Origin of the sequence: Pedobacter sp. Leaf176 (genome assembly GCF_001424305.1) — a bacterium.
Taxonomy (GTDB): Bacteria; Bacteroidota; Bacteroidia; order Sphingobacteriales; family Sphingobacteriaceae; genus Pedobacter.
Window position 1 is genome coordinate 1061072 of record NZ_LMPD01000001.1, and the last position, 18794, is coordinate 1079865.

Genomic DNA, 18794 nt, shown 5'->3' on the forward strand with positions numbered 1-18794 from the left:
TTAGTATCAAGTATCAAGATATTTATCGCTTATAAGATAATTATTGCTGTTTCTGTGAGTTTTGACGATTATAATTTAATTTTCAAATCTCATTTCTCACTGCCGTTTTCCAGCTTTCTACAAAAACTTGTTAATCGCATCCAGATATGCATTTGCAGATGCCTTAACAATGTCCGTACTGAAACCGAACCCTACAAAAGATTTTCCTTGGTAATCCACCTTCATATTCACTTTACTCACATCATCACTTCCACCGTGCATTGCCTGAATAGCAAATTCTTTAAGCGTTATGTCTTTATCAATGATGCTCACAATTGCATTTATTGTGGCGTCAACCGGACCATTTCCTTCAGCTTTTGCTTCTTTAACAACACCTTCATATTGCAATTTAATGTTTGCGGTAGGTTTTTCCTGATCGCCACAAACGACCTGAAGTAAGTTTAATTTGTAACCATTTTTGTACGATTCAATTTCGCCATCACTCATTAAGAAAAGTAAATCATCATCTGTAATGTCTTTTTTTTCATCTGCTAAAACCAGGAAACGTTCATAAACATCATCGATGTTAATTTTATTAATGTCGTAATCTAAACGTTCTAAGTGGTGCTTTAAAGCATGACGACCACTTCTTGCGGTTAGTATGATGTCAGCGCTATTTAAACCAACATCTTCCGGATTGATAATTTCATAATTTTCACGATGTTTTAAGAATCCATCCTGATGAATACCGGAGCTGTGAGCAAAAGCATTTTTTCCAACAATTGCCTTATTTGGCTGAACAGGCATGTGCATCATTCGGCTTACCATTCCACTAATTTCGGTGAAATGTTTGCTATTGATGCCTGTATATAAACCCAAACTGTGGGTTTTTAAAATCATCGACACTTCTTCAAGTGCAGTGTTTCCTGCTCGCTCACCGATACCGTTAATGGTACATTCAATTTGACGGGCACCATTCACTACACCTGCAATGCTGTTTGCTGTTGCCAAACCTAAATCGTTATGGCAATGTACAGAGATAATGGCCTGGTCGATATTTTTTACGTTTTCTTTAAGGTAAAGAATTTTAGAACCGTATTGGTCAGGCATGCAATAGCCATTTGTATCTGGTATGTTTACAACCGTTGCACCAGCAGTAATTACTGCCTCAATCATCTGAGCCAAGAATTCATTATCCGCTCTCCCGGCATCTTCCGCATAAAATTCAACATCTTCTACAAATTTCTTTGCATATCTTACCGCCTCAACTGCTCTTTCTAAAATCTTCTCGCGGGTGCTGTTAAATTTGTATTTAATGTGCATATCAGAAGATCCAATTCCAGTATGGATGCGTGGATATTTTGCGTATTGTAAAGACTCTGCCGCAACATCTATATCCCCTTTTATTGCACGTGTTAGCGCACAAATGGTTGGGTTTTTTATTGCTTTAGATAACTCGACCACACTTTGAAAATCGCCTGGACTCGAAATAGGAAAACCTGCCTCAATTACATCAACGCCAAGTAATTCCAAAGCTTTAGCGATTTCAATTTTTTGGTTGGTGTCTAATTGGCAACCTGGAACCTGTTCTCCATCACGCAAGGTGGTGTCGAAAATATATACTTTATTGGGATCGTGTATCATTATGCTTGGGGGATTGTAGTTGATTTTTGTGATAAAAATTTTAATACCAATTTACCCATCTCGGCGGTGCCTAAAACTTTAAATCGGTTGGTGGTCTGGTCGGCAATATCATGTGTTCTGAAACCTTCTTTCAAGACTTCGTCAACAGTATCAACCAATAATTTGGCTTCCTCTTTTAGGCCGAAACCAATTTCGAGCATTAGCGCTGCCGATAGGATAGAGGCCAGTGGATTTGCCAAATCTTTTCCGGTAATATCGTGTGCCGAACCATGAATAGGCTCGAAGAAACCAGTGCTTTCACCAACCGATGCAGAAGCCAGCATACCCATTGAGCCCGCAATTTGCGAGGCTTCATCTGTTAGGATATCGCCAAATAGATTTGCCGTTAACACCACATCGAATTTCTTCGGATTTTTAATCAATTGCATCGCCGCGTTATCAATAAACATGTGCTCGGTTTCCACATCAGGATATTGTTTTGCAATTTCCTGAACGGTTTCACGCCATAAACGGGAACTTTCTAATACGTTCGCTTTATCTACCGAACATAATCTTTTATTGCGTTGTTGCGCAGCCTGATAAGCTTTATGGGCAATACGCTCCACCTCGTAACGGTGGTAAATCATTAAATCTGAAGCTGTATTCCTGTCTTCGGAACGGATTTTTTCGCCGAAATAAACGTCGCCAGTTAGCTCGCGAAAAAATAATATATCAGTTCCCCTCAAAATTTCGGGTTTAATGCTCGATGCCTGAAGAAGTTCATCAAAAAGTAATATCGGACGGAGGTTAGCAAAAAGACCAAGTTCCTTACGGATTTTTAACAAACCTTGTTCTGGCCTTACTTTTAAACTTGGGTCGTTATCATATTTCGCATGACCGATGGCTCCGAAAAGGATGGCATCACTTTTTCTGGCTTTTTCTAAAGTCTCATCCGGCAGTGGTTCGCCAGTTACTTCAATCGCGGCATGTCCCATTAAAGCCTCATCGAACATAAATTCATGTCCAAAGATTTCAGCAATTTTTTCTAATGCTGCTTTTCCCCATGTGGTAACTTCAGGTCCAATACCGTCTCCAGGTATTACTAAAATGTTCTTCTTCATTGTATTGTATATTGCCGTCATTGCGAGGTACGAAGCAATCTCATTTAGATGGTACGATGCAAAAGATTGCTTCGTACCTCGTCATGACGAATTTTGGTGTTTAAACTCTCGACGACTTTTACCTCGCCATTTTCTAATAATATTCTCTTTTCTATGCAGGTTGGCAGCTGCGATTCAAAATGGCCAACGTAAATCATCGTCATGCCGTTATTGCACAACTCATCAATAAATTGATTAAAAAGCTTTGTTTGCTGCTGGTCTAAGCCCTGACATGGTTCATCCAGAATCAATAATTCGGGATTTTTGATGATGGTTCTTGCCAATAAAACCAAGCGTTGCTTTCCCAATGGAAGCGAGCCTAAAAGTTCGTTCTTATGCTCCGTCAGCCCAAAATATGCTATCGTTTCATTTACCTGCTCACTTTTTGAATAAGGCAATTGCTGAAATAAGCCAACGGTATCATAAAAGCCGGAAGCAATACTCTGCCAAACGGTTGAGGTAGCATCAAAATACCAATGAAACTCAGGAGAGATTAAACCAATATGTTGTTTAATGTCCCAAATGCTTTCGCCACTCCCACGTCTGTTGCCAAACAAATAAAGCTCGTTTGCGTACGACTGCGGATGGTCGCCATTTATAAGACTCAATAGAGTTGATTTGCCAGATCCATTATGACCCTGCAATAACCACTTTTCTCCAGCATTAACTTCCCAGTTGATGTTTTTTAAAACCTGTTTTTCAACATAGCTGATGTTAACATCTACCATTTTTACAATATTATTTGAAGAATATGCAGGTGATTCCTTAAGGAAATCAGGAATTTCTCCTGTATGTTTTTCTTCAGAAACTGATGTTATAGCTCTTGAATCTGAAACTGAAATTTGACCATTTATTATTTCCGCAAAGCGATTAACAGAACTTGGTAACTCCGAATCGTTGGAAATTAAAATCAATTGAACGCCATCCATTGAAACTTGATCTAACAACACATTTAGATTTTTGCGTGATGTGGCATCCAGGCCTGTATAAGGCTGGTCGATAATTAACAATTGCGGCTTCAACCATAAAGCTTTAACCAGTTGCAATTTTTTATGTTCTCCACTTGATAATTCAATCAATTGAGAACTGGCAAATGTTGTAAAGTGTAGTGCTTCTAAAATCGGTTCTACGTGATCAAAATGTAGATGGCTCTCCTTCCCAAAATCAACTAATTCTGCATGAACAGTTAAGGTATCTTTAGCCTGCTGACTGGTATAACGCTGTTGATAATAGAAATTAGCAACGCCTTCAAGGTTTTTAAACTGGTACCAGCTTTCTACAAATAAAACCTCTGCTGGTAAATGACTATTATTATCAAAACTAATTTTTACCTCGCCAGCTGCACTTTGCAGGCCTGCTATAATTTTAGCCAAAGATGTTTTACCACTTCCGCTTATACCGCCCAATACCCAGTTTTCCCCACAATTAATCGTCCAATTCAGACCCTTTAACACCTGCTTTTGCTGGTATTTTAGATTTAGACCCTGAATACTGACGGAATTTTCTTTCATATTTCCTGCGGTTTGATTACACAGATTAAGTGATTACACTGATTTTTTCTCGCAATGACGAGTGTGTTAGCTTGGTGCGTTTTAATCTTTTAGCCTCTAGCTTTCTCAAATTCCTCTATCAAATCTTTTTGCGCTAGAATAAAATCTATGTCATCGTAACCATTAATCAGGCAAGATTTTTTGTAAGGATTAATTTCAAATGATTCTTGTGCGCCTGTCTCTATAATAGTTACCGTTTGGTTTTCTAAATCAACTTCTAAAGGAGATTTAGAATTTGTATCCACTGCTGCGAAAATCTGAGCTAAGAATTCTTCGCTTACCTGAATAGGTAGCAATCCATTGTTTAATGCATTGCCTTTGAAAATGTCGGCAAAGAAACTACTGATTACAACATCGAAACCTGCATCCTGAATAGCCCATGCCGCATGCTCGCGGCTACTACCACAGCCAAAGTTTTTTCCGGCAACTAAAACCTGGCCGCCATAAGTTGGGTCATTAAGCACAAAATCAGCTTTAGGTTGATTATCGTTTTCATAACGCCAATCGCGGAACAAATTTTCACCAAAACCTTCACGAGTGGTTGCTTTTAGAAACCTCGCCGGAATAATCTGGTCGGTATCAATGTTCTCTATGTTTAAAGGCACTACTGCCGATGTTAACTTTGTGAATTTTTTCATTGTGTTGTTTTTTTGTTTTTTGGTTTGCTTGTTGTATTGACCTATAACTTATAACCTAAAACGCATTACTTTTTTATCGCTTTCACTCGCAATCTTCTATAATCTGCCACCCATTCTCCATTGATGAAATAATTGGGTTTCAGTATTTCTACAGCCAACTTCTTAATACCTTCAGCTTGCTCTTTTGTTATATTTTTAAATGCATGCTGTGCAAATTGGCTAATCCAAACCTGCATTCCTTCTTCACCGATAAGCTTTGTTGGCCTGTCGAATAACCAAATTTGTTCTACTTCAAAACCTTTCAATTCTAAGAGACTTGAATAAGAACTAACTGATGGAAAGAACCAAAAATCAGTCAATACTCTATCTGCAAAGCCTAATTGTTCAGCGGCAGATTTTATGGCATCGGTTATGCTTTTAACATTCCCTTTACCACCAAACTCAGCAACTAATCTTCCGCCAGTTTTCAGGCTTCGCAACAAACCCTCCACTAAAGCATTTTGGTTCTCAATCCAATGGAAAGTAGCATTACTGAAAATGGCATCGAAGTTTTCCTGATAAGGAAGTTTAGTTCCATCAACCACTTCGAAATTTAAGTTTGGATAGGCTGTTTTAGCATTTGCAACCATATCTGCCGATGCATCAGTTCCTAAAACTATTGCACCACTTTCGGCAATTTGAGCGGCTAGCTGACCAGTTCCACAACCTACATCTAAAATATGTTCGTTAGCTTTGGGCGCCAACCATTGCAAAACATCCGCTCCATAGTCAGATACGAAGTGGTGTTGTTTGTCATATAATTTTGCATCCCAAGCTATTTCTGGCATAATTTTTTTCTTTTTGACCAAGATTCATATGATTAGAGAATTTTTAGATTAAATCGCACTGCGATATTTAATCATCCAATCATATACGACTCAATCGCTTAAACATAATGTTCAACAGTTGGAAAAGGATCATAAAAATGATGAAGTAGCTTTTTCCAATCTTGGTATTCTGCAGAACCTCTAAAACCTTCGGTATGTGCTTCTAATGTTTCCCAGTTTACCAGCAAAATATATTTGTCAGTTTCTTCCAAACACTTTTTTAGTTGATGCGAAATGTAACCTTCCATGGAGGAAATGATTTTTTGAGCCTCGTTAAAAGCTTTTTCAAAATCAGCTGATAAGCCAGCTTTTACATTTAATATCGCAACTTCTAAAATCATGTTTTTATATTCCCGTGCACAAGCATTTTGCTATCTTTAATCTTTGTTCATTTATCCTTGCTCTTGTAAAAGCATTTCTCTAACATCCGTAATTACTCCAGTTACGGCAGCAGCAGCAGCCGTTAGCGGACTAGCCAATAATGTTCTTGCATTTTGTCCCTGTCTACCTTCAAAATTTCTGTTCGATGTTGAAACACAATATTTTCCAGCAGGGATTTTATCTTCATTCATTCCTAAACAGGCGCTGCAACCTGGTTCGCGCAATTGGAAACCAGCGGCTTCGAAAATTTTATCTAAACCTTCATTTTTCGCTTGTTGCTCTACTTGCTTCGAACCCGGAACAATCCATACCGTTACGCTATCCGCTTTGCGTTTGTCTTTTACAAAATCTGCCACTTCGCGTAAATCTTCAATACGAGAGTTGGTACAGCTTCCGATGAAAACATAATCAACCGGTTTTCCGATCAAAGCTGCATCATCATCAAAGCCCATATAGTCCAAGGCCTTTTGATAAGAAAGTTTCTCTTTATCTGGTTGCGCATTGGTAGCAGGAATATGCTCCTGGATTCCCATTCCCATTCCTGGGTTGGTTCCATAAGTAATCATTGGTGCGATATCTGCAGCATTAAACGTTAGAACGCTATCGAATTTCGCATCAGCATCGCTGTACAAAGATTTCCAGTACGCTAAAGCTTTATCCCACTCCTCGCCTGCGGGAGCAAACTCTCTTCCTTTGATATAATCGAAAGTGGTTTGGTCAGGAGCAATTAAACCACCTCTGGCACCCATTTCTATACTCATGTTGCAGATTGTCATTCGGGCTTCCATACTCAAAGCTTCAATTGCCGAACCTGCATATTCGATAAAATATCCGGTACCACCAGCTGCAGAAATTTGGGAGATGATGTAAAGGATGATGTCTTTTGCACCAACACCTTTGCCCAATTCGCCGTTAACCTCAATTTTCATGGTTTTAGGTTTCGACAGCAATAAACATTGCGTTGCAAAAACCTGCTCCACTTGCGAGGTTCCGATACCAAAAGCAATGGCTCCGAAAGCGCCATGTGTTGAGGTGTGACTATCGCCACAAACCATCGTTTTACCTGGCAAAGTAATACCCAATTCAGGTCCGATTACGTGAACAATGCCTTGAAATGGGTGTCCTAAACCATAAAGTTCGATTCCAAATTCTGCACAATTTCTAGTCAGCATATCCACCTGATAGCGGGAAAGCTCTTCTTTAATTGGCTGTAATTGGTTTAAAGTCGGCACGTTATGGTCGGCAGTAGCCACCGTTTGCTGCGGACGAAAAACTGGTAATCCTCTCTTGCGCAAACCATCAAAAGCCTGCGGAGAAGTTACTTCGTGTATTAAGTGTGTATCAATGTATAAAATATCAGGAAAGCCTTCTTCGCTTTTTACAACGTGTGCATCCCAAATTTTTTCTACTAATGTTTTTGACATTTTGTTATTTTTTGTAAACCTTATAGGTTTTTAAAACCTATAAGGTTTGAGTTCTATTATGCAGTTTTAATTGCTTTCATGGCAGTCATCGCTTTACGCAATGTAGCGCCAATCTGTTCTACTTCGTGTGAGCGGATTGCCTCGTTAACATCGATTAATTTTCTGTTATCTACAGCGCCATCTTTACCTTCGTTAAAGTTTTTACCCACTAAATCAGTGTCAACTTTAGTCATAAAGTCAGCTAATAATGGTTTACAAGCCTGGTCGAATAAGTAACAACCATACTCAGCCGTATCAGAAATTACGCGGTTCATTTCGAATAACTTTTTACGGGCAATCGTATTGGCAATAAGCGGTGTTTCGTGCAAGCTTTCATAGTAAGCACTTTCTGGTTTAATACCCGCCTGTACCATTGTTTCGAAAGCCAATTCAACACCTGCACGAACGAAAGCAACCATTAATAAATAATTGTCGAAGTATTCTTGCTCACCAATTTTAACATCGCCAGCAGGCGTTTTTTCGAAAGCAGTTTCACCAGTTTCAGCTCTCCATTTCAATAAATTTTTATCTCCGGCAGCCCAGTCTTCCATCATGGTACGGCTAAATTCGCCACTCATAATATCATCCTGGTGTTTTTGGAACAAAGGACGCATAATGTCTTTCAATTCTTCGGAGATTTCGAAAGCCTTGATTTTAGCAACATTGCTTAATCTATCCATCATTGCAGTAATACCACCTTGTTTCAAGGCTTCCGTAATCACTTCAACACCATATTGAACCAATTTAGATGCATAACCAGCCTCGATTCCTTTCTCTACCATTTTATCGAAAGATAGGATAGAGCCGGTTTGCAATAAACCACAAAGAATGGTTTGTTCGCCCATTAAATCAGATTTAACCTCAGCCACAAAAGATGATTTTAAAACTCCCGCTCTGTGTCCGCCTGTACCAACAGCATAAGCTTTTGCCTGTGCTAATCCTTTACCTTGGGGATCGTTTTCTGGATGTACAGCAATTAAAGTTGGTACGCCAAAACCACGAACATACTCCGCTCTAACCTCACTGCCCGGACATTTAGGCGCAACCATAATAACTGTTAAATCTTTACGGATTTGCATGCCTTCTTCCACAATATTGAAACCGTGTGAGTAAGATAATGTTGCACCTTCCTTCATTAAAGGCATAATTGCATTTACAACGGCAGTATGTTGTTTATCTGGCGTAAGGTTAATTACCACATCGGCAGTTGGAATTAATTCTTCGTAAGTGCCAACTTTGAAGTTGTTTTCGGTTGCATTTTTCCATGAATCTCTTTTGCCTTCAATCGCTTCTTTGCGCAACGTGTAACTTACATCTAAACCACTATCTCTTAAATTTAAACCTTGATTTAAGCCTTGAGCTCCGCAACCTACAATCACTAGTTTTTTGCCTTTCAAAGCGCTAACGCCATCTAAAAACTCCTTGCTATCCATGAAATCGCAAACACCTAGCTGGTTTAATTTTTCTCTTAGAGGTAATGTGTTAAAATAATTTGACATCGTTTTTGTTATTTATTTTATGGTTCTATTTTCTAATTATTTCGTTTTTTGCAGTTTTACTGCCTTGGTTCGTATCCTCACGAACATTTTTATCATATTGAGCGTACTCTGAATATGTAAAGCAATTTTATGTGCTTTTCGGTTCATCAGTCCTGCTTTTCGTTTCAATCTTTTTTAACTCCTGTCATTCGCTCCATTTCCGTCATTGCGAGGAGGAACGACGTGGCAATCTTTTTCGTAAACCCTTCAAAAAATATTTTCACTTCAATCGGGTTTATTTTACTCAGGTTCGGTGTTGTTACCCTAAACCCTAAACCCTAAACCCTAAACCCTTTCTACGCCTTTCTTCAGTGCCCAGGCATATCCATAATGCACGTTATCGTGCCCTATCGTGGTAACCAGCACTTCTTCTATGCTTTTCATCTCTGCTCCATATGTGGAAGTTGAAAAAGGCGTGATGTTTGCAAAAACGCCATTTGCATAATCTTCTTTTATCTTTTCAATACTATTAATGGCTAATGCTTTTAATTCCGCAACTTCCACCGCCGTTACAGTGTACGTCGGCCGGGTGTCTTTCTTATAGAATTCGTTAAATTTTACCGAGTTTGCATCTGCTAAAATCCCGGTGCGTACATAACAAAGCGTTTGTGTACTTACCACAATGTGCCCGAAATTCCAAATGATATTGTTGTTGTAACCTTCAGGAATTTTATTCAATTGCTCAATCGTTAAGCCATCTATTAACTGAATAAGGGCTTTGCGTGAGGTAATTATAAAATCAAATATTTCGTTCATTTTTTTCTATTGTTTTAGGTTTTAAGTTTTACGTCCTGAACTTATAACGTCGTCCTCATTTACATTGTAAATATCTTCTCGCCTTTATCTAAGAACTCATTTTCTACCAGTTCTTCTCCAGGTTCAAAGGCCTCAAATTCTTTCAGTTTTTCGTGGAAACCGGCGCTATCTTTAATAATGGCAACCCTTGCAGAACGCACAAATTCAATCAGTTCGTAAGGCTCAAGGGCTTTCACTAAAGCATCTGTTTCTTCTCTATGACCAGTTACCGCAAAAACGGTATAATCTTTACGAATAACCACCGCACTTGCACCATATTGCCTTAACAAACGTTCAACCGTTACCTTTTCGGCAATTTCATCGGTAGAAACTTTATAAAGCGCTAATTCCTGCCAGATGATTTCGTCGTTAGTATTGAAATAAACTTTCAAAACTTCAATTTGCTTTTCAATCTGTCGGGCAAGTTTCCGCACAACCTCATAACTTTCTGTAATTACGATGTTGAAACGATGAATTCCATCAATCTCAGAGGCCGAGCTATTTAGGCTCTCGATATTGATTTTTCTTTTCGAGAAAATAATCGCAATCCTGTTTAATAAACCGATCCGGTTCTCAGCATAAACCGTGATGGTGTATTCCTGCTTTCCGTCTAAATCAGCCTTATCTATTTTATGTTCTATTGTATTTTCAGTACTCATAATAATTTCTTTTTTACCTTGTCGTCATTTCGACCTTGCGGAGAAATCTTTGTTCAAAGTTCTCTCCATTTCGCTGCGCTCCAGTCGAGATTACGATCAGATTTAATCTTATTTCAACCTGATTTCACTCACGCTCATTCCTTGTGGAACCATTGGAAAAACGTTATTTTCTCTTCCAACCATCACTTCTAAAAGATAGGAACCTTCGTGATTAATCATCGTTTCCAACGCTTTTCTCAAGTTTATACGTTCATCAACTTTGTCAGCTTCAATGTAGTATGCCTTGGCTAAGGCCACAAAATCAGGACTGGTAATGTTCACAAAAGAGTATCGTTTATCGTGGAATAATTGTTGCCATTGGCGAACCATCCCTAAGAAGCGATTATTCAAAATCAAAATTTTTACTGCCGCACCAAACTGCATAATAGTACCTAACTCTTGCGGAGTCATTTGAAAACCACCATCGCCGATAATTGCGATGACCGTTTTGTCTGGGGCACCATATTTTGCACCAATTGCAGCCGGCAAGCCGAAGCCCATAGTACCAAGGCCACCAGAGGTGATGTTACTTCGGGTGTTATTAAATTTGGCATAACGGCAGGCAACCATCTGGTGTTGACCAACATCAGTCACAATTATAGCATCACCACCACATATTTCATTGATGTTACGTAATACTTCACCCATAGTCATTTCATCACTTGTTGGATGAAGCTCTGGCGTAATTACCTGGTCTATTTCCTGCTGGTTGTAATCCTTAAATTTCGCTAACCATTCTTCGTGTTTGCTTTCATTAACCAGATTGGTTAATAGCGGTAGGGTTTCTTTACAATCGCCCCAAACACCTACTTCCGCCTTAACATTTTTATCAATCTCAGCAGGATCGATATCGAAATGAATCACTTTTGCCTGCTTGGCATATTTATCCAAACGGCCAGTTACGCGGTCATCGAAACGCATTCCGATGGCAATTAATACATCACATTCATTAGTCAAGACATTAGGGCCATAATTGCCATGCATCCCTAGCATTCCAACATTTAATGGGTGTGAAGTTGGAATTGCGCCATCACCCATTATTGTCCAGGCAGCAGGAATACCAGATTTCTCAATAAACGCTTTGAACTCTGCTTCCGCTTTGCCTAAAATAACGCCTTGTCCGAATAATACAAATGGTTTTTTGGCCGCATTGATTAATGCTGCCGCTTGCTCAATATATTCAACCCTAACTGTCGGTTTTGGGCGATAAGAGCGGATATGATTACATTTTATATAGTCAGGAAATTCCTCCACCTGTAATTGTGCATTCTTAGTAATGTCAATTAAAACTGGTCCTGGTCTGCCGCTTTTTGCGATGTAGAAAGCTTTTGCTAAAACCTCTGGAATTTCTTTGGCATCCGTAACCTGATAATTCCATTTAGTAACGGGGGTTGTAATGTTAATCACATCCGTTTCCTGAAAAGCATCCGTTCCCAATAAATGTGCAAAAACCTGCCCTGTGATACAAACCAAAGGAGTGCTATCGATTTGAGCATCGGCTAAACCAGTGACTAAATTAGTTGCGCCCGGACCACTTGTTGCAAAACAAACCCCAACCTTTCCACTTGTTCTGGCAAAACCTTGTGCGGCATGAATACCACCTTGCTCATGTCGAACTAAAATATGCTCTAGTTTGTCTGCGTAATCGTAAAGTGTATCGTAAATTGGCATGATAGCGCCGCCTGGATAGCCGAAAATGGTGGTTACGCCCTCTTCAATTAATCCATTCAACAAAACCTGCGAGCCTGTTCCTTTGAATAAAGTTTTTGAAGCTTCTGCTTTCGCCTCGGTTTGTTGTATCGTATCTTGTGCAGTTTCCATAATTATGTTTTTACGGTTCTATTATTCTTTAATTTTAAACCCAATCCGCTCCCTATCTTTCCATTTTAATTGAGCAATTTTTTCGTCGAGCATGTTATCCATTGCATCGTAGAGTTCGTTTAATTGAACATCATGCTCGCCAAGTCGCTCTTTAATTTCAAGTAGCTGTTCATTAATATTGCTTTGTTTTAGCAAAATTTTGCGAACATCAACAAAGGCTCTCATAATGGCAATGTTCATATTAATTGCCCTTTCGCTTCTCAAAACTCCACTTAGCATCGCTACACCTTGCTCTGTAAAGGCGTAGGGTAGCTTTCTTGTACCGCCCCAACTTGAAGTCACAATTTGTGACTTCAAGTTGGGGGTATATGTAGCCACAATTTGTGATGACATATTTTGGTTGTTTTCAATTTGAAATCTTAAATTTTCAAACTCTTCATTTGTCAACTTAAACATGAAATCATCTGGAAAACGTTCTATATTTCGTTTTACCGCTTGATTCAAAACCTTTGTTTCAACTTCATAAAGCAAAGCCAAATCGAAATCTAGCATTACTCTTTCACCCCGAATCGAATAAATTCTACTTTGAATGCTCTTAATAATCTGCATATCTTTAAGTTTTATGTTGATTTATTGTCGGGATGACTTCAAACTTAATATTCATCAGTTACGCAACCACTTGCTGCGTCTGAAACTGTTTTAGCATATTTATAAAGCACACCTTTCGTCACTTTCAATGCTGGTTGAACATATTTCTTCCTTCGCTCTGCGATTACCTCTTCACTTACTTGTAAACTAATTATGTTATTAACGGCGTCGATTAAAATTGGGTCGTTATCCTCAACTAAACCAATTAAACCTCCTTTATAAGATTCTGGCGTAATGTGACCCACTACAAATCCGTGTGTTCCACCAGAAAAGCGACCATCGGTAATTAAAGCAACCGACTTACCTAAACCTGCACCGATAATGGCCGATGTTGGCTTTAACATTTCAGGCATACCCGGAGCGCCAACTGGGCCAGAGTTTTTGATTACAATTACATCACCCGGTTGAACACGACCGCTGGAAATACCAGCAATTAAATCATGCTCGCCATCAAAAACACGTGCCGGACCTTCGAATTTTTCGCCTTCTTTACCAGAAATCTTTGCAACTGAACCTTTCTCCGCTAAATTTCCATAAAGAATTTGTAAGTGACCTGTTGGTTTGATTGGTTCGCTCAATTTCTGAATGATTTTCTGGTCGTAATCCATAATTGATTTCACATCAGCTAAGTTTTCAGCCATCGTTTTTCCGGTTACGGTCAGGCAATCGCCATGCAATAAGCCTTCATTCAGTAAGAATTTCAACACTGCAGGAATACCACCGTATTGGTGTAGATCTTGCATCAGGTATTTTCCGCTTGGTTTAAAATCAGCTAAAACCGGAGTTACATCGCTCATTCTCTGGAAATCATCCTGTGTAATTTCAACTCCGATAGCTTTACCCATTGCAATAAAATGTAGTACTGCATTGGTACTTCCTCCCAAGATAATGATCGCACGGATGGCATTTTCAAATGCTTTCCTCGTCATAATATCAGATGGTTTGATGTCTTTTTCTAATAATATTTTCATATACTTTCCGGCATCTAAGCACTCTTGTTTTTTCTCCGTACTAATCGCCGGGTTTGAGGAAGAGTAAGGTAAACTCATACCCAAAGCCTCAATAGCTGATGCCATTGTATTCGCCGTATACATTCCACCACAGGCTCCGGCACCTGGACAAGTATGTTTAATAATGCCTTGGTAATCTTCTTCAGATAAATTTCCACAGATTTTTTGCCCCAGAGCTTCAAAAGCGGAAACAATGTTTAATTCTTCGCCTTTATAATGTCCGGGCGCAATCGTACCGCCATAAACCATAATAGACGGGCGGTCTAGACGAGCCATTGCCATAATCGCACCTGGCATATTTTTATCACAGCCAGGAATAGAAATAATGCCATCATAGTATTGGCCACCACAAATGGTTTCGATACTGTCTGCAATTACATCGCGGCTTACTAACGAATAACGCATGCCATCAGTACCGTTGCTCATGCCATCACTCACGCCAATGGTATTAAAAACCAAGCCCACTAAATCATTTTTCCAGACCCCGGTTTTCACATCTTTTGCAAGGTCGTTCAGGTGCATGTTGCAGGTGTTACCATCGTAACCCATACTTGCAATTCCGACTTGCGCTTTTGCCATATCTGCATCGGTTAATCCGATTCCATATAACATGGCCTGTGCAGCAGGTTGTGTAGGGTCTTGTGTAAATGTTTTACTGTACTTGTTTAATTCGCTCATTGTCTAATGTATGTTCTAATTCTGTTGGTTTTATTTTTTTACACCGATTACTATTCCTGTAGCCCAAACTTGTTTTGTCAATTGCAAATCACTACGGGATTCCAGGTCTTCTATTAATTTAATTGCTTTTTCCTGGTGACCATCTGGCCAATTTGGCTGAGGTAGCATGTCGTCAATAATGTAAAGACCGCCTTTTATCAGCATTGACAGGGTCTCATTTAAAAGTAGATATTTTCCGTGCCAGGTATCTGCAAAAATATAATCGAATTTCTTGTTTTTATTTTCTTCAATCCAGTTGCCACCATCTGATGAAATTAAGCTTAAACGATTATCACTTCCTAAGAAATTACTGGCTATACTTAAGAATTTTTCATCATTGTCAATTGAAATTAAGGTAGATGATTCATCCATTCCATCTAATATCCACGAGGTTGATAAGCCTGTACCAGTACCCAATTCCAGGAAACTGCCTGCGGGTTTCGAGCTTGCAAGCGTTCGCAATAATGAACAAGTCAATACATCAGATGCCATATCAAATCCGGATGCTTTGGTTGCATCTGTAATTTGCTGATAAACACCTGGAAATTGTTGATTGATTTCTTGATTCATTCTGTCGTTTAAACTTTGTTAAATAATCACCTCGTAGTTTACTTTCTCAAGCACTAAATTTTTGTAAGCGCGTTGTATGGTATAGCCAATGGATTCTCTCCAAAGGGTACGGAAAACAATATCATCAATTGAGGCAATACCTGCAATTTCAGTTGCAGTTCCGCATAAGAAAGCGCTATCTGCCTGCCTCAAATCTTCTACGGTTAATTTCTTCTCTACGCATTCGATATCGAGAACGGTACATAGTTCCTTAACCGTGGCCCGGGTAATTCCAGGTAAAATATTGCCTAAAGAGGGTGTATAAAGTTTGCCATCTTTCTCAATGAAAATATTAGCACCCGAAGCTTCTGCAACAAAACCATGCATATCTAAAAGCAAAGCTTCATCGTAACCTTTAATGGTTGCTGCGGTTGTTGCTAAAATGGAGTTAACATAGTTTCCGCTTAATTTTGCCTCCATAGGCGTTGATTTTGGATTCGGCCGCTCGTAGTCTGAAATGGTTAATTTCAGTAATTTGTTGCCCGAATAGGCATCCCAGTCCCATGCACAAATTAAAATTGAAACACCACTTGGTTCATTCAATTTCATATTAGGGTGACAAAAAACCAGCGGACGGATATAAGCATCTTTCAATTTGTTTAATGTTAACAGCTTATAAGTTTCTTTAATTAGTTCCTGTTTATCCCAGGGAAAAGGAATATTAGCCAATTGGCAAGAGCGCTCTAAACGGTCGAAATGGGCGGCCGCTTTAAAAATGCGATTTCCGTTGTGTGTTTTATACGCTCTGATGCCTTCAAAGGCCGCATAACCATAATGTAGCGACTGGCCATAAAGGTCAGTGCTGCTATCCACCGCTTTTTCAAACCGTCCGTCAAGGTAAATTACCGTGTTCGAATTATAGTATTTCATCAGGTTTTGTTATTTAAAAAAAGCGTCCTGTTTGTATCAGGACGCTTTAAGTATATTAGTTTTTTATAATCTATTTAAAAGCTGTCCATCTTCTTTCCTAAAATATTTAGGAGTAGCAGGTTCAGAATAATGACAGGCAACAATACAACATATCCAGCTGCAATTGCAATGGTGTTGTTAAAAAAAGTGTTGTTTTGAATTGTCATTATTACTGATGCTTTATAAATACCAATTTAGTTTTTGGTGCATTAATATGCAAGAGAAATAACAAAAAAGTTAAAATAGAATATAATTCTATTTTTTACCTTAAAAACAAAATGTTATTTGTTTTGGAAATGAAATCAGTGATTTAATACCGATGGTTGTAGACTAAATATCAAAACGGTATATGGTATGTTTATTATGCTTGCATTATAAATTTTCTATTTTTCTGCCTAAAATGAGTTTTTAATCCAAAAAACTGAGTAATTACGAAATTGGATTTAGCAAAAAAAAGCCTTTCCGATTTTAATAGGAAAGGCTTTAATTAAATGCTGAAATTAACTCAGCATAACGAATTTCACTAAGCAATACCTTCTGCCAGTACTACAATTTTATTGTGGATGACTTCAACCACACCACCTTTAATATAAAATCGTTGTTCGTCAGCTTTACTAGCCTTTATAATAACTTCTCCATCCTCCAAAGTTGAAATGATAGGGGCATGGTCTTTCAAAATCTGAAAAGAACCTAGTGTGCCAGGAACGGTAACTGCCGTTACTTCGCCTTCGAAAACTTTTTTGTCTGGAGTTAATATTTCTAAATTCATTTTTTTTGATTTGAGTATCAAGTAGCAAGTATCGAGTATCAAGCTAGAATTTCCTTGTCTTGATACTAAAATCTTGATACTAGTTGTTCGCTTCTGCTAATAATTTTTTACCTTTTTCGATTGCATCTTCGATGCTACCAACCAAGTTAAATGCAGCTTCAGGATATTCATCAACTTCACCATCCATAATCATGTTGAAACCTTTGATTGTATCTTTAATATCAACCAATACACCTTTCAAACCTGTAAATTGTTCAGCTACGTGGAAAGGTTGTGATAAGAAACGTTGAACACGGCGAGCTCTTGATACTACTAATTTATCTTCTTCAGATAATTCGTCCATACCTAAAATCGCAATGATATCTTGTAATTCTTTATAACGTTGTAAAGTTTCTTTAACGCGTTGTGCAGTGTTATAGTGCTCATCACCTAAAACAGCAGGAGAAAGGATACGTGAAGTTGAATCCAATGGGTCAACCGCAGGGTAAATACCTAACTCAGCAATTTTACGGGAAAGTACGGTAGTTGCATCTAAGTGGGCAAATGTTGTTGCCGGTGCAGGGTCAGTTAAATCATCTGCCGGTACATATACGGCTTGTACCGATGTAATTGAACCGCGTTTAGTCGAAGTAATACGCTCCTGCATCAAACCCATCTCAGTTGCCAACGTTGGCTGGTAACCTACGGCGGATGGCATACGACCTAATAAAGCTGATACCTCAGAACCCGCTTGAGTGAAACGGAAGATATTATCCACAAAGAAAAGGATGTCTTTTCCAGCGCCTTCGCCATCACCATCACGGAAATATTCTGCAACGGTTAATCCTGATAATGCAACACGTGCACGTGCACCAGGAGGCTCGTTCATCTGGCCGAAAACCAATGTTGCTTTAGATTCTTTTAATTTTTCAGTATCAACAGCTTTCAAATCCCATCCACCTTTTTCCATAGAGTGTAAGAATTCGTCGCCATAGTTGATTACACCTGATTCGATAAACTCACGAAGTAAATCGTTACCCTCACGAGTACGCTCACCAACACCCGCGAATACAGATAAACCAGCATAAGCTTTTGCGATGTTGTTTACCAACTCCATGATTAATACTGTTTTACCCACACCAGCACCACCGAATAAACCAATTTTACCACCTTTTGCATAAGGTTCTAATAAATCGATTACTTTAATACCTGTGAAAAGTACTTCAGTTTCAGTTGATAAATCTTCAAACTTAGGAGGTGTAGCGTGGATAGGGCGACCATCAGTTTTATCAACTGTATTGATACCATCAATTGCTTCGCCTACTACATTAAATAAACGACCTTTAATTTGGTCGCCAACTGGCATTTTAATCGCAGCACCAGTATCAACTACGTCCATTCCGCGAACCAAACCATCTGTAGAGTCCATCGAGATTGCACGAACGCGATCTTCACCTAAGTGCTGTTGAACTTCTAAAACAATTTTTTGTCCATTTTCTTTCGTTATCTCTAACGCATCAAAAATTTTAGGTAGATGGGCATCATTAGCAAAGCTAACGTCAACCACTGGGCCGATAATTTGTGCTATTTTTCCTAAGTTAGGCATATCTGTTGTGAGTAAATTTATTACAATCAATGAAT

Annotated in this window: 17 protein-coding genes; all 17 read right to left on the reverse strand. The window is 38.8% G+C overall.

Annotation, left to right across the window (positions count from 1 at the left end; all coding sequences use genetic code 11):
• Positions 1–117 precede the first annotated feature (117 nt).
• Entirely contained in the window at positions 118–1623 is a 1506-nt protein-coding gene (locus ASF92_RS04865; RefSeq protein ID WP_056088574.1) for a 2-isopropylmalate synthase, read from the reverse strand.
• Positions 1623–2723: a 3-isopropylmalate dehydrogenase gene (leuB, locus tag ASF92_RS04870; protein ID WP_056088577.1), complete on the reverse strand. Its 1101-nt coding sequence runs from the start codon at positions 2721–2723 to the stop codon at positions 1623–1625. Before leuB ends, ASF92_RS04865 begins: the two co-directional genes overlap by 1 nt.
• Before the next feature lie 44 nt (positions 2724–2767).
• Positions 2768–4273, reverse strand: a complete 1506-nt coding sequence (locus ASF92_RS04875; protein WP_056088580.1) for an ATP-binding cassette domain-containing protein — start codon at positions 4271–4273, stop codon at positions 2768–2770.
• 89 nt (positions 4274–4362) lie between these two features.
• Entirely contained in the window at positions 4363–4950 is a 588-nt protein-coding gene (gene leuD, locus ASF92_RS04880; RefSeq protein WP_056088581.1) for a 3-isopropylmalate dehydratase small subunit, read from the reverse strand.
• 65 nt (positions 4951–5015) lie between these two features.
• Positions 5016–5777 carry a trans-aconitate 2-methyltransferase gene (locus tag ASF92_RS04885; RefSeq protein ID WP_056088584.1) on the reverse strand — a complete coding sequence of 254 codons (762 nt, stop codon included), beginning with the start codon at positions 5775–5777 and terminating at the stop codon, positions 5016–5018.
• A gap of 98 nt (positions 5778–5875) precedes the next feature.
• A complete protein-coding gene (locus tag ASF92_RS04890) occupies positions 5876–6157 on the reverse strand; it encodes an antibiotic biosynthesis monooxygenase (protein ID WP_056088586.1) in 282 nt (93 codons plus the stop codon).
• A 51-nt stretch (positions 6158–6208) separates the two neighbouring features.
• Entirely contained in the window at positions 6209–7621 is a 1413-nt protein-coding gene (gene leuC, locus ASF92_RS04895; RefSeq protein ID WP_056088589.1) for a 3-isopropylmalate dehydratase large subunit, read from the reverse strand.
• A gap of 56 nt (positions 7622–7677) precedes the next feature.
• Positions 7678–9159, reverse strand: a complete 1482-nt coding sequence (gene ilvC / locus ASF92_RS04900; protein WP_056088592.1) for a ketol-acid reductoisomerase — start codon at positions 9157–9159, stop codon at positions 7678–7680.
• Positions 9160–9483: 324 nt separating this feature from the next.
• Positions 9484–9954 (reverse strand): DinB family protein, encoded by a 471-nt coding sequence (locus ASF92_RS04905; RefSeq protein WP_056088597.1) that lies wholly within the window; start codon positions 9952–9954, stop codon positions 9484–9486.
• 59 nt (positions 9955–10013) lie between these two features.
• Positions 10014–10652 carry an acetolactate synthase small subunit gene (gene ilvN, locus ASF92_RS04910; protein ID WP_056088599.1) on the reverse strand — a complete coding sequence of 213 codons (639 nt, stop codon included), beginning with the start codon at positions 10650–10652 and terminating at the stop codon, positions 10014–10016.
• A gap of 108 nt (positions 10653–10760) precedes the next feature.
• Complete coding sequence (gene ilvB, locus ASF92_RS04915) at positions 10761–12512, reverse strand: biosynthetic-type acetolactate synthase large subunit (protein ID WP_056088602.1); 1752 nt, start codon at positions 12510–12512, stop codon at positions 10761–10763.
• A 21-nt stretch (positions 12513–12533) separates the two neighbouring features.
• On the reverse strand, positions 12534–13121 hold the full coding sequence (locus ASF92_RS04920) for an ORF6N domain-containing protein (protein ID WP_056088605.1): 588 nt from the start codon (positions 13119–13121) through the stop codon (positions 12534–12536).
• Between the two features lie 44 nt (positions 13122–13165).
• Complete coding sequence (gene ilvD / locus ASF92_RS04925) at positions 13166–14848, reverse strand: dihydroxy-acid dehydratase (RefSeq protein WP_056088608.1); 1683 nt, start codon at positions 14846–14848, stop codon at positions 13166–13168.
• 30 nt (positions 14849–14878) lie between these two features.
• On the reverse strand, positions 14879–15457 hold the full coding sequence (locus ASF92_RS04930; RefSeq protein WP_056088612.1) for an O-methyltransferase: 579 nt from the start codon (positions 15455–15457) through the stop codon (positions 14879–14881).
• 18 nt (positions 15458–15475) lie between these two features.
• Positions 15476–16366 (reverse strand): branched-chain-amino-acid transaminase, encoded by an 891-nt coding sequence (gene ilvE, locus ASF92_RS04935; protein WP_056088615.1) that lies wholly within the window; start codon positions 16364–16366, stop codon positions 15476–15478.
• 562 nt (positions 16367–16928) lie between these two features.
• Positions 16929–17174: an ATP synthase F1 subunit epsilon gene (atpC, locus tag ASF92_RS04940; RefSeq protein WP_056088620.1), complete on the reverse strand. Its 246-nt coding sequence runs from the start codon at positions 17172–17174 to the stop codon at positions 16929–16931.
• 79 nt (positions 17175–17253) lie between these two features.
• Positions 17254–18759 carry a F0F1 ATP synthase subunit beta gene (atpD, locus tag ASF92_RS04945; protein ID WP_056088622.1) on the reverse strand — a complete coding sequence of 502 codons (1506 nt, stop codon included), beginning with the start codon at positions 18757–18759 and terminating at the stop codon, positions 17254–17256.
• Positions 18760–18794 lie beyond the last annotated feature (35 nt).

What these genes read in the sequence shown, in the direction of transcription:
- ASF92_RS04865 (WP_056088574.1), bottom strand. Translation starts at nt 1,623, where the DNA reads ATGATACACGATCCCAATAAAGTATATATTTTCGACACCACCTTGCGT.
- leuB (WP_056088577.1), bottom strand. Translation starts at nt 2,723, where the DNA reads ATGAAGAAGAACATTTTAGTAATACCTGGAGACGGTATTGGACCTGAA.
- ASF92_RS04875 (WP_056088580.1), bottom strand. Translation starts at nt 4,273, where the DNA reads ATGAAAGAAAATTCCGTCAGTATTCAGGGTCTAAATCTAAAATACCAG.
- leuD (WP_056088581.1), bottom strand. Translation starts at nt 4,950, where the DNA reads ATGAAAAAATTCACAAAGTTAACATCGGCAGTAGTGCCTTTAAACATA.
- ASF92_RS04885 (WP_056088584.1), bottom strand. Translation starts at nt 5,777, where the DNA reads ATGCCAGAAATAGCTTGGGATGCAAAATTATATGACAAACAACACCAC.
- ASF92_RS04890 (WP_056088586.1), bottom strand. Translation starts at nt 6,157, where the DNA reads ATGATTTTAGAAGTTGCGATATTAAATGTAAAAGCTGGCTTATCAGCT.
- leuC (WP_056088589.1), bottom strand. Translation starts at nt 7,621, where the DNA reads ATGTCAAAAACATTAGTAGAAAAAATTTGGGATGCACACGTTGTAAAA.
- ilvC (WP_056088592.1), bottom strand. Translation starts at nt 9,159, where the DNA reads ATGTCAAATTATTTTAACACATTACCTCTAAGAGAAAAATTAAACCAG.
- ASF92_RS04905 (WP_056088597.1), bottom strand. Translation starts at nt 9,954, where the DNA reads ATGAACGAAATATTTGATTTTATAATTACCTCACGCAAAGCCCTTATT.
- ilvN (WP_056088599.1), bottom strand. Translation starts at nt 10,652, where the DNA reads ATGAGTACTGAAAATACAATAGAACATAAAATAGATAAGGCTGATTTA.
- ilvB (WP_056088602.1), bottom strand. Translation starts at nt 12,512, where the DNA reads ATGGAAACTGCACAAGATACGATACAACAAACCGAGGCGAAAGCAGAA.
- ASF92_RS04920 (WP_056088605.1), bottom strand. Translation starts at nt 13,121, where the DNA reads ATGCAGATTATTAAGAGCATTCAAAGTAGAATTTATTCGATTCGGGGT.
- ilvD (WP_056088608.1), bottom strand. Translation starts at nt 14,848, where the DNA reads ATGAGCGAATTAAACAAGTACAGTAAAACATTTACACAAGACCCTACA.
- ASF92_RS04930 (WP_056088612.1), bottom strand. Translation starts at nt 15,457, where the DNA reads ATGAATCAAGAAATCAATCAACAATTTCCAGGTGTTTATCAGCAAATT.
- ilvE (WP_056088615.1), bottom strand. Translation starts at nt 16,366, where the DNA reads ATGAAATACTATAATTCGAACACGGTAATTTACCTTGACGGACGGTTT.
- atpC (WP_056088620.1), bottom strand. Translation starts at nt 17,174, where the DNA reads ATGAATTTAGAAATATTAACTCCAGACAAAAAAGTTTTCGAAGGCGAA.
- atpD (WP_056088622.1), bottom strand. Translation starts at nt 18,759, where the DNA reads ATGCCTAACTTAGGAAAAATAGCACAAATTATCGGCCCAGTGGTTGAC.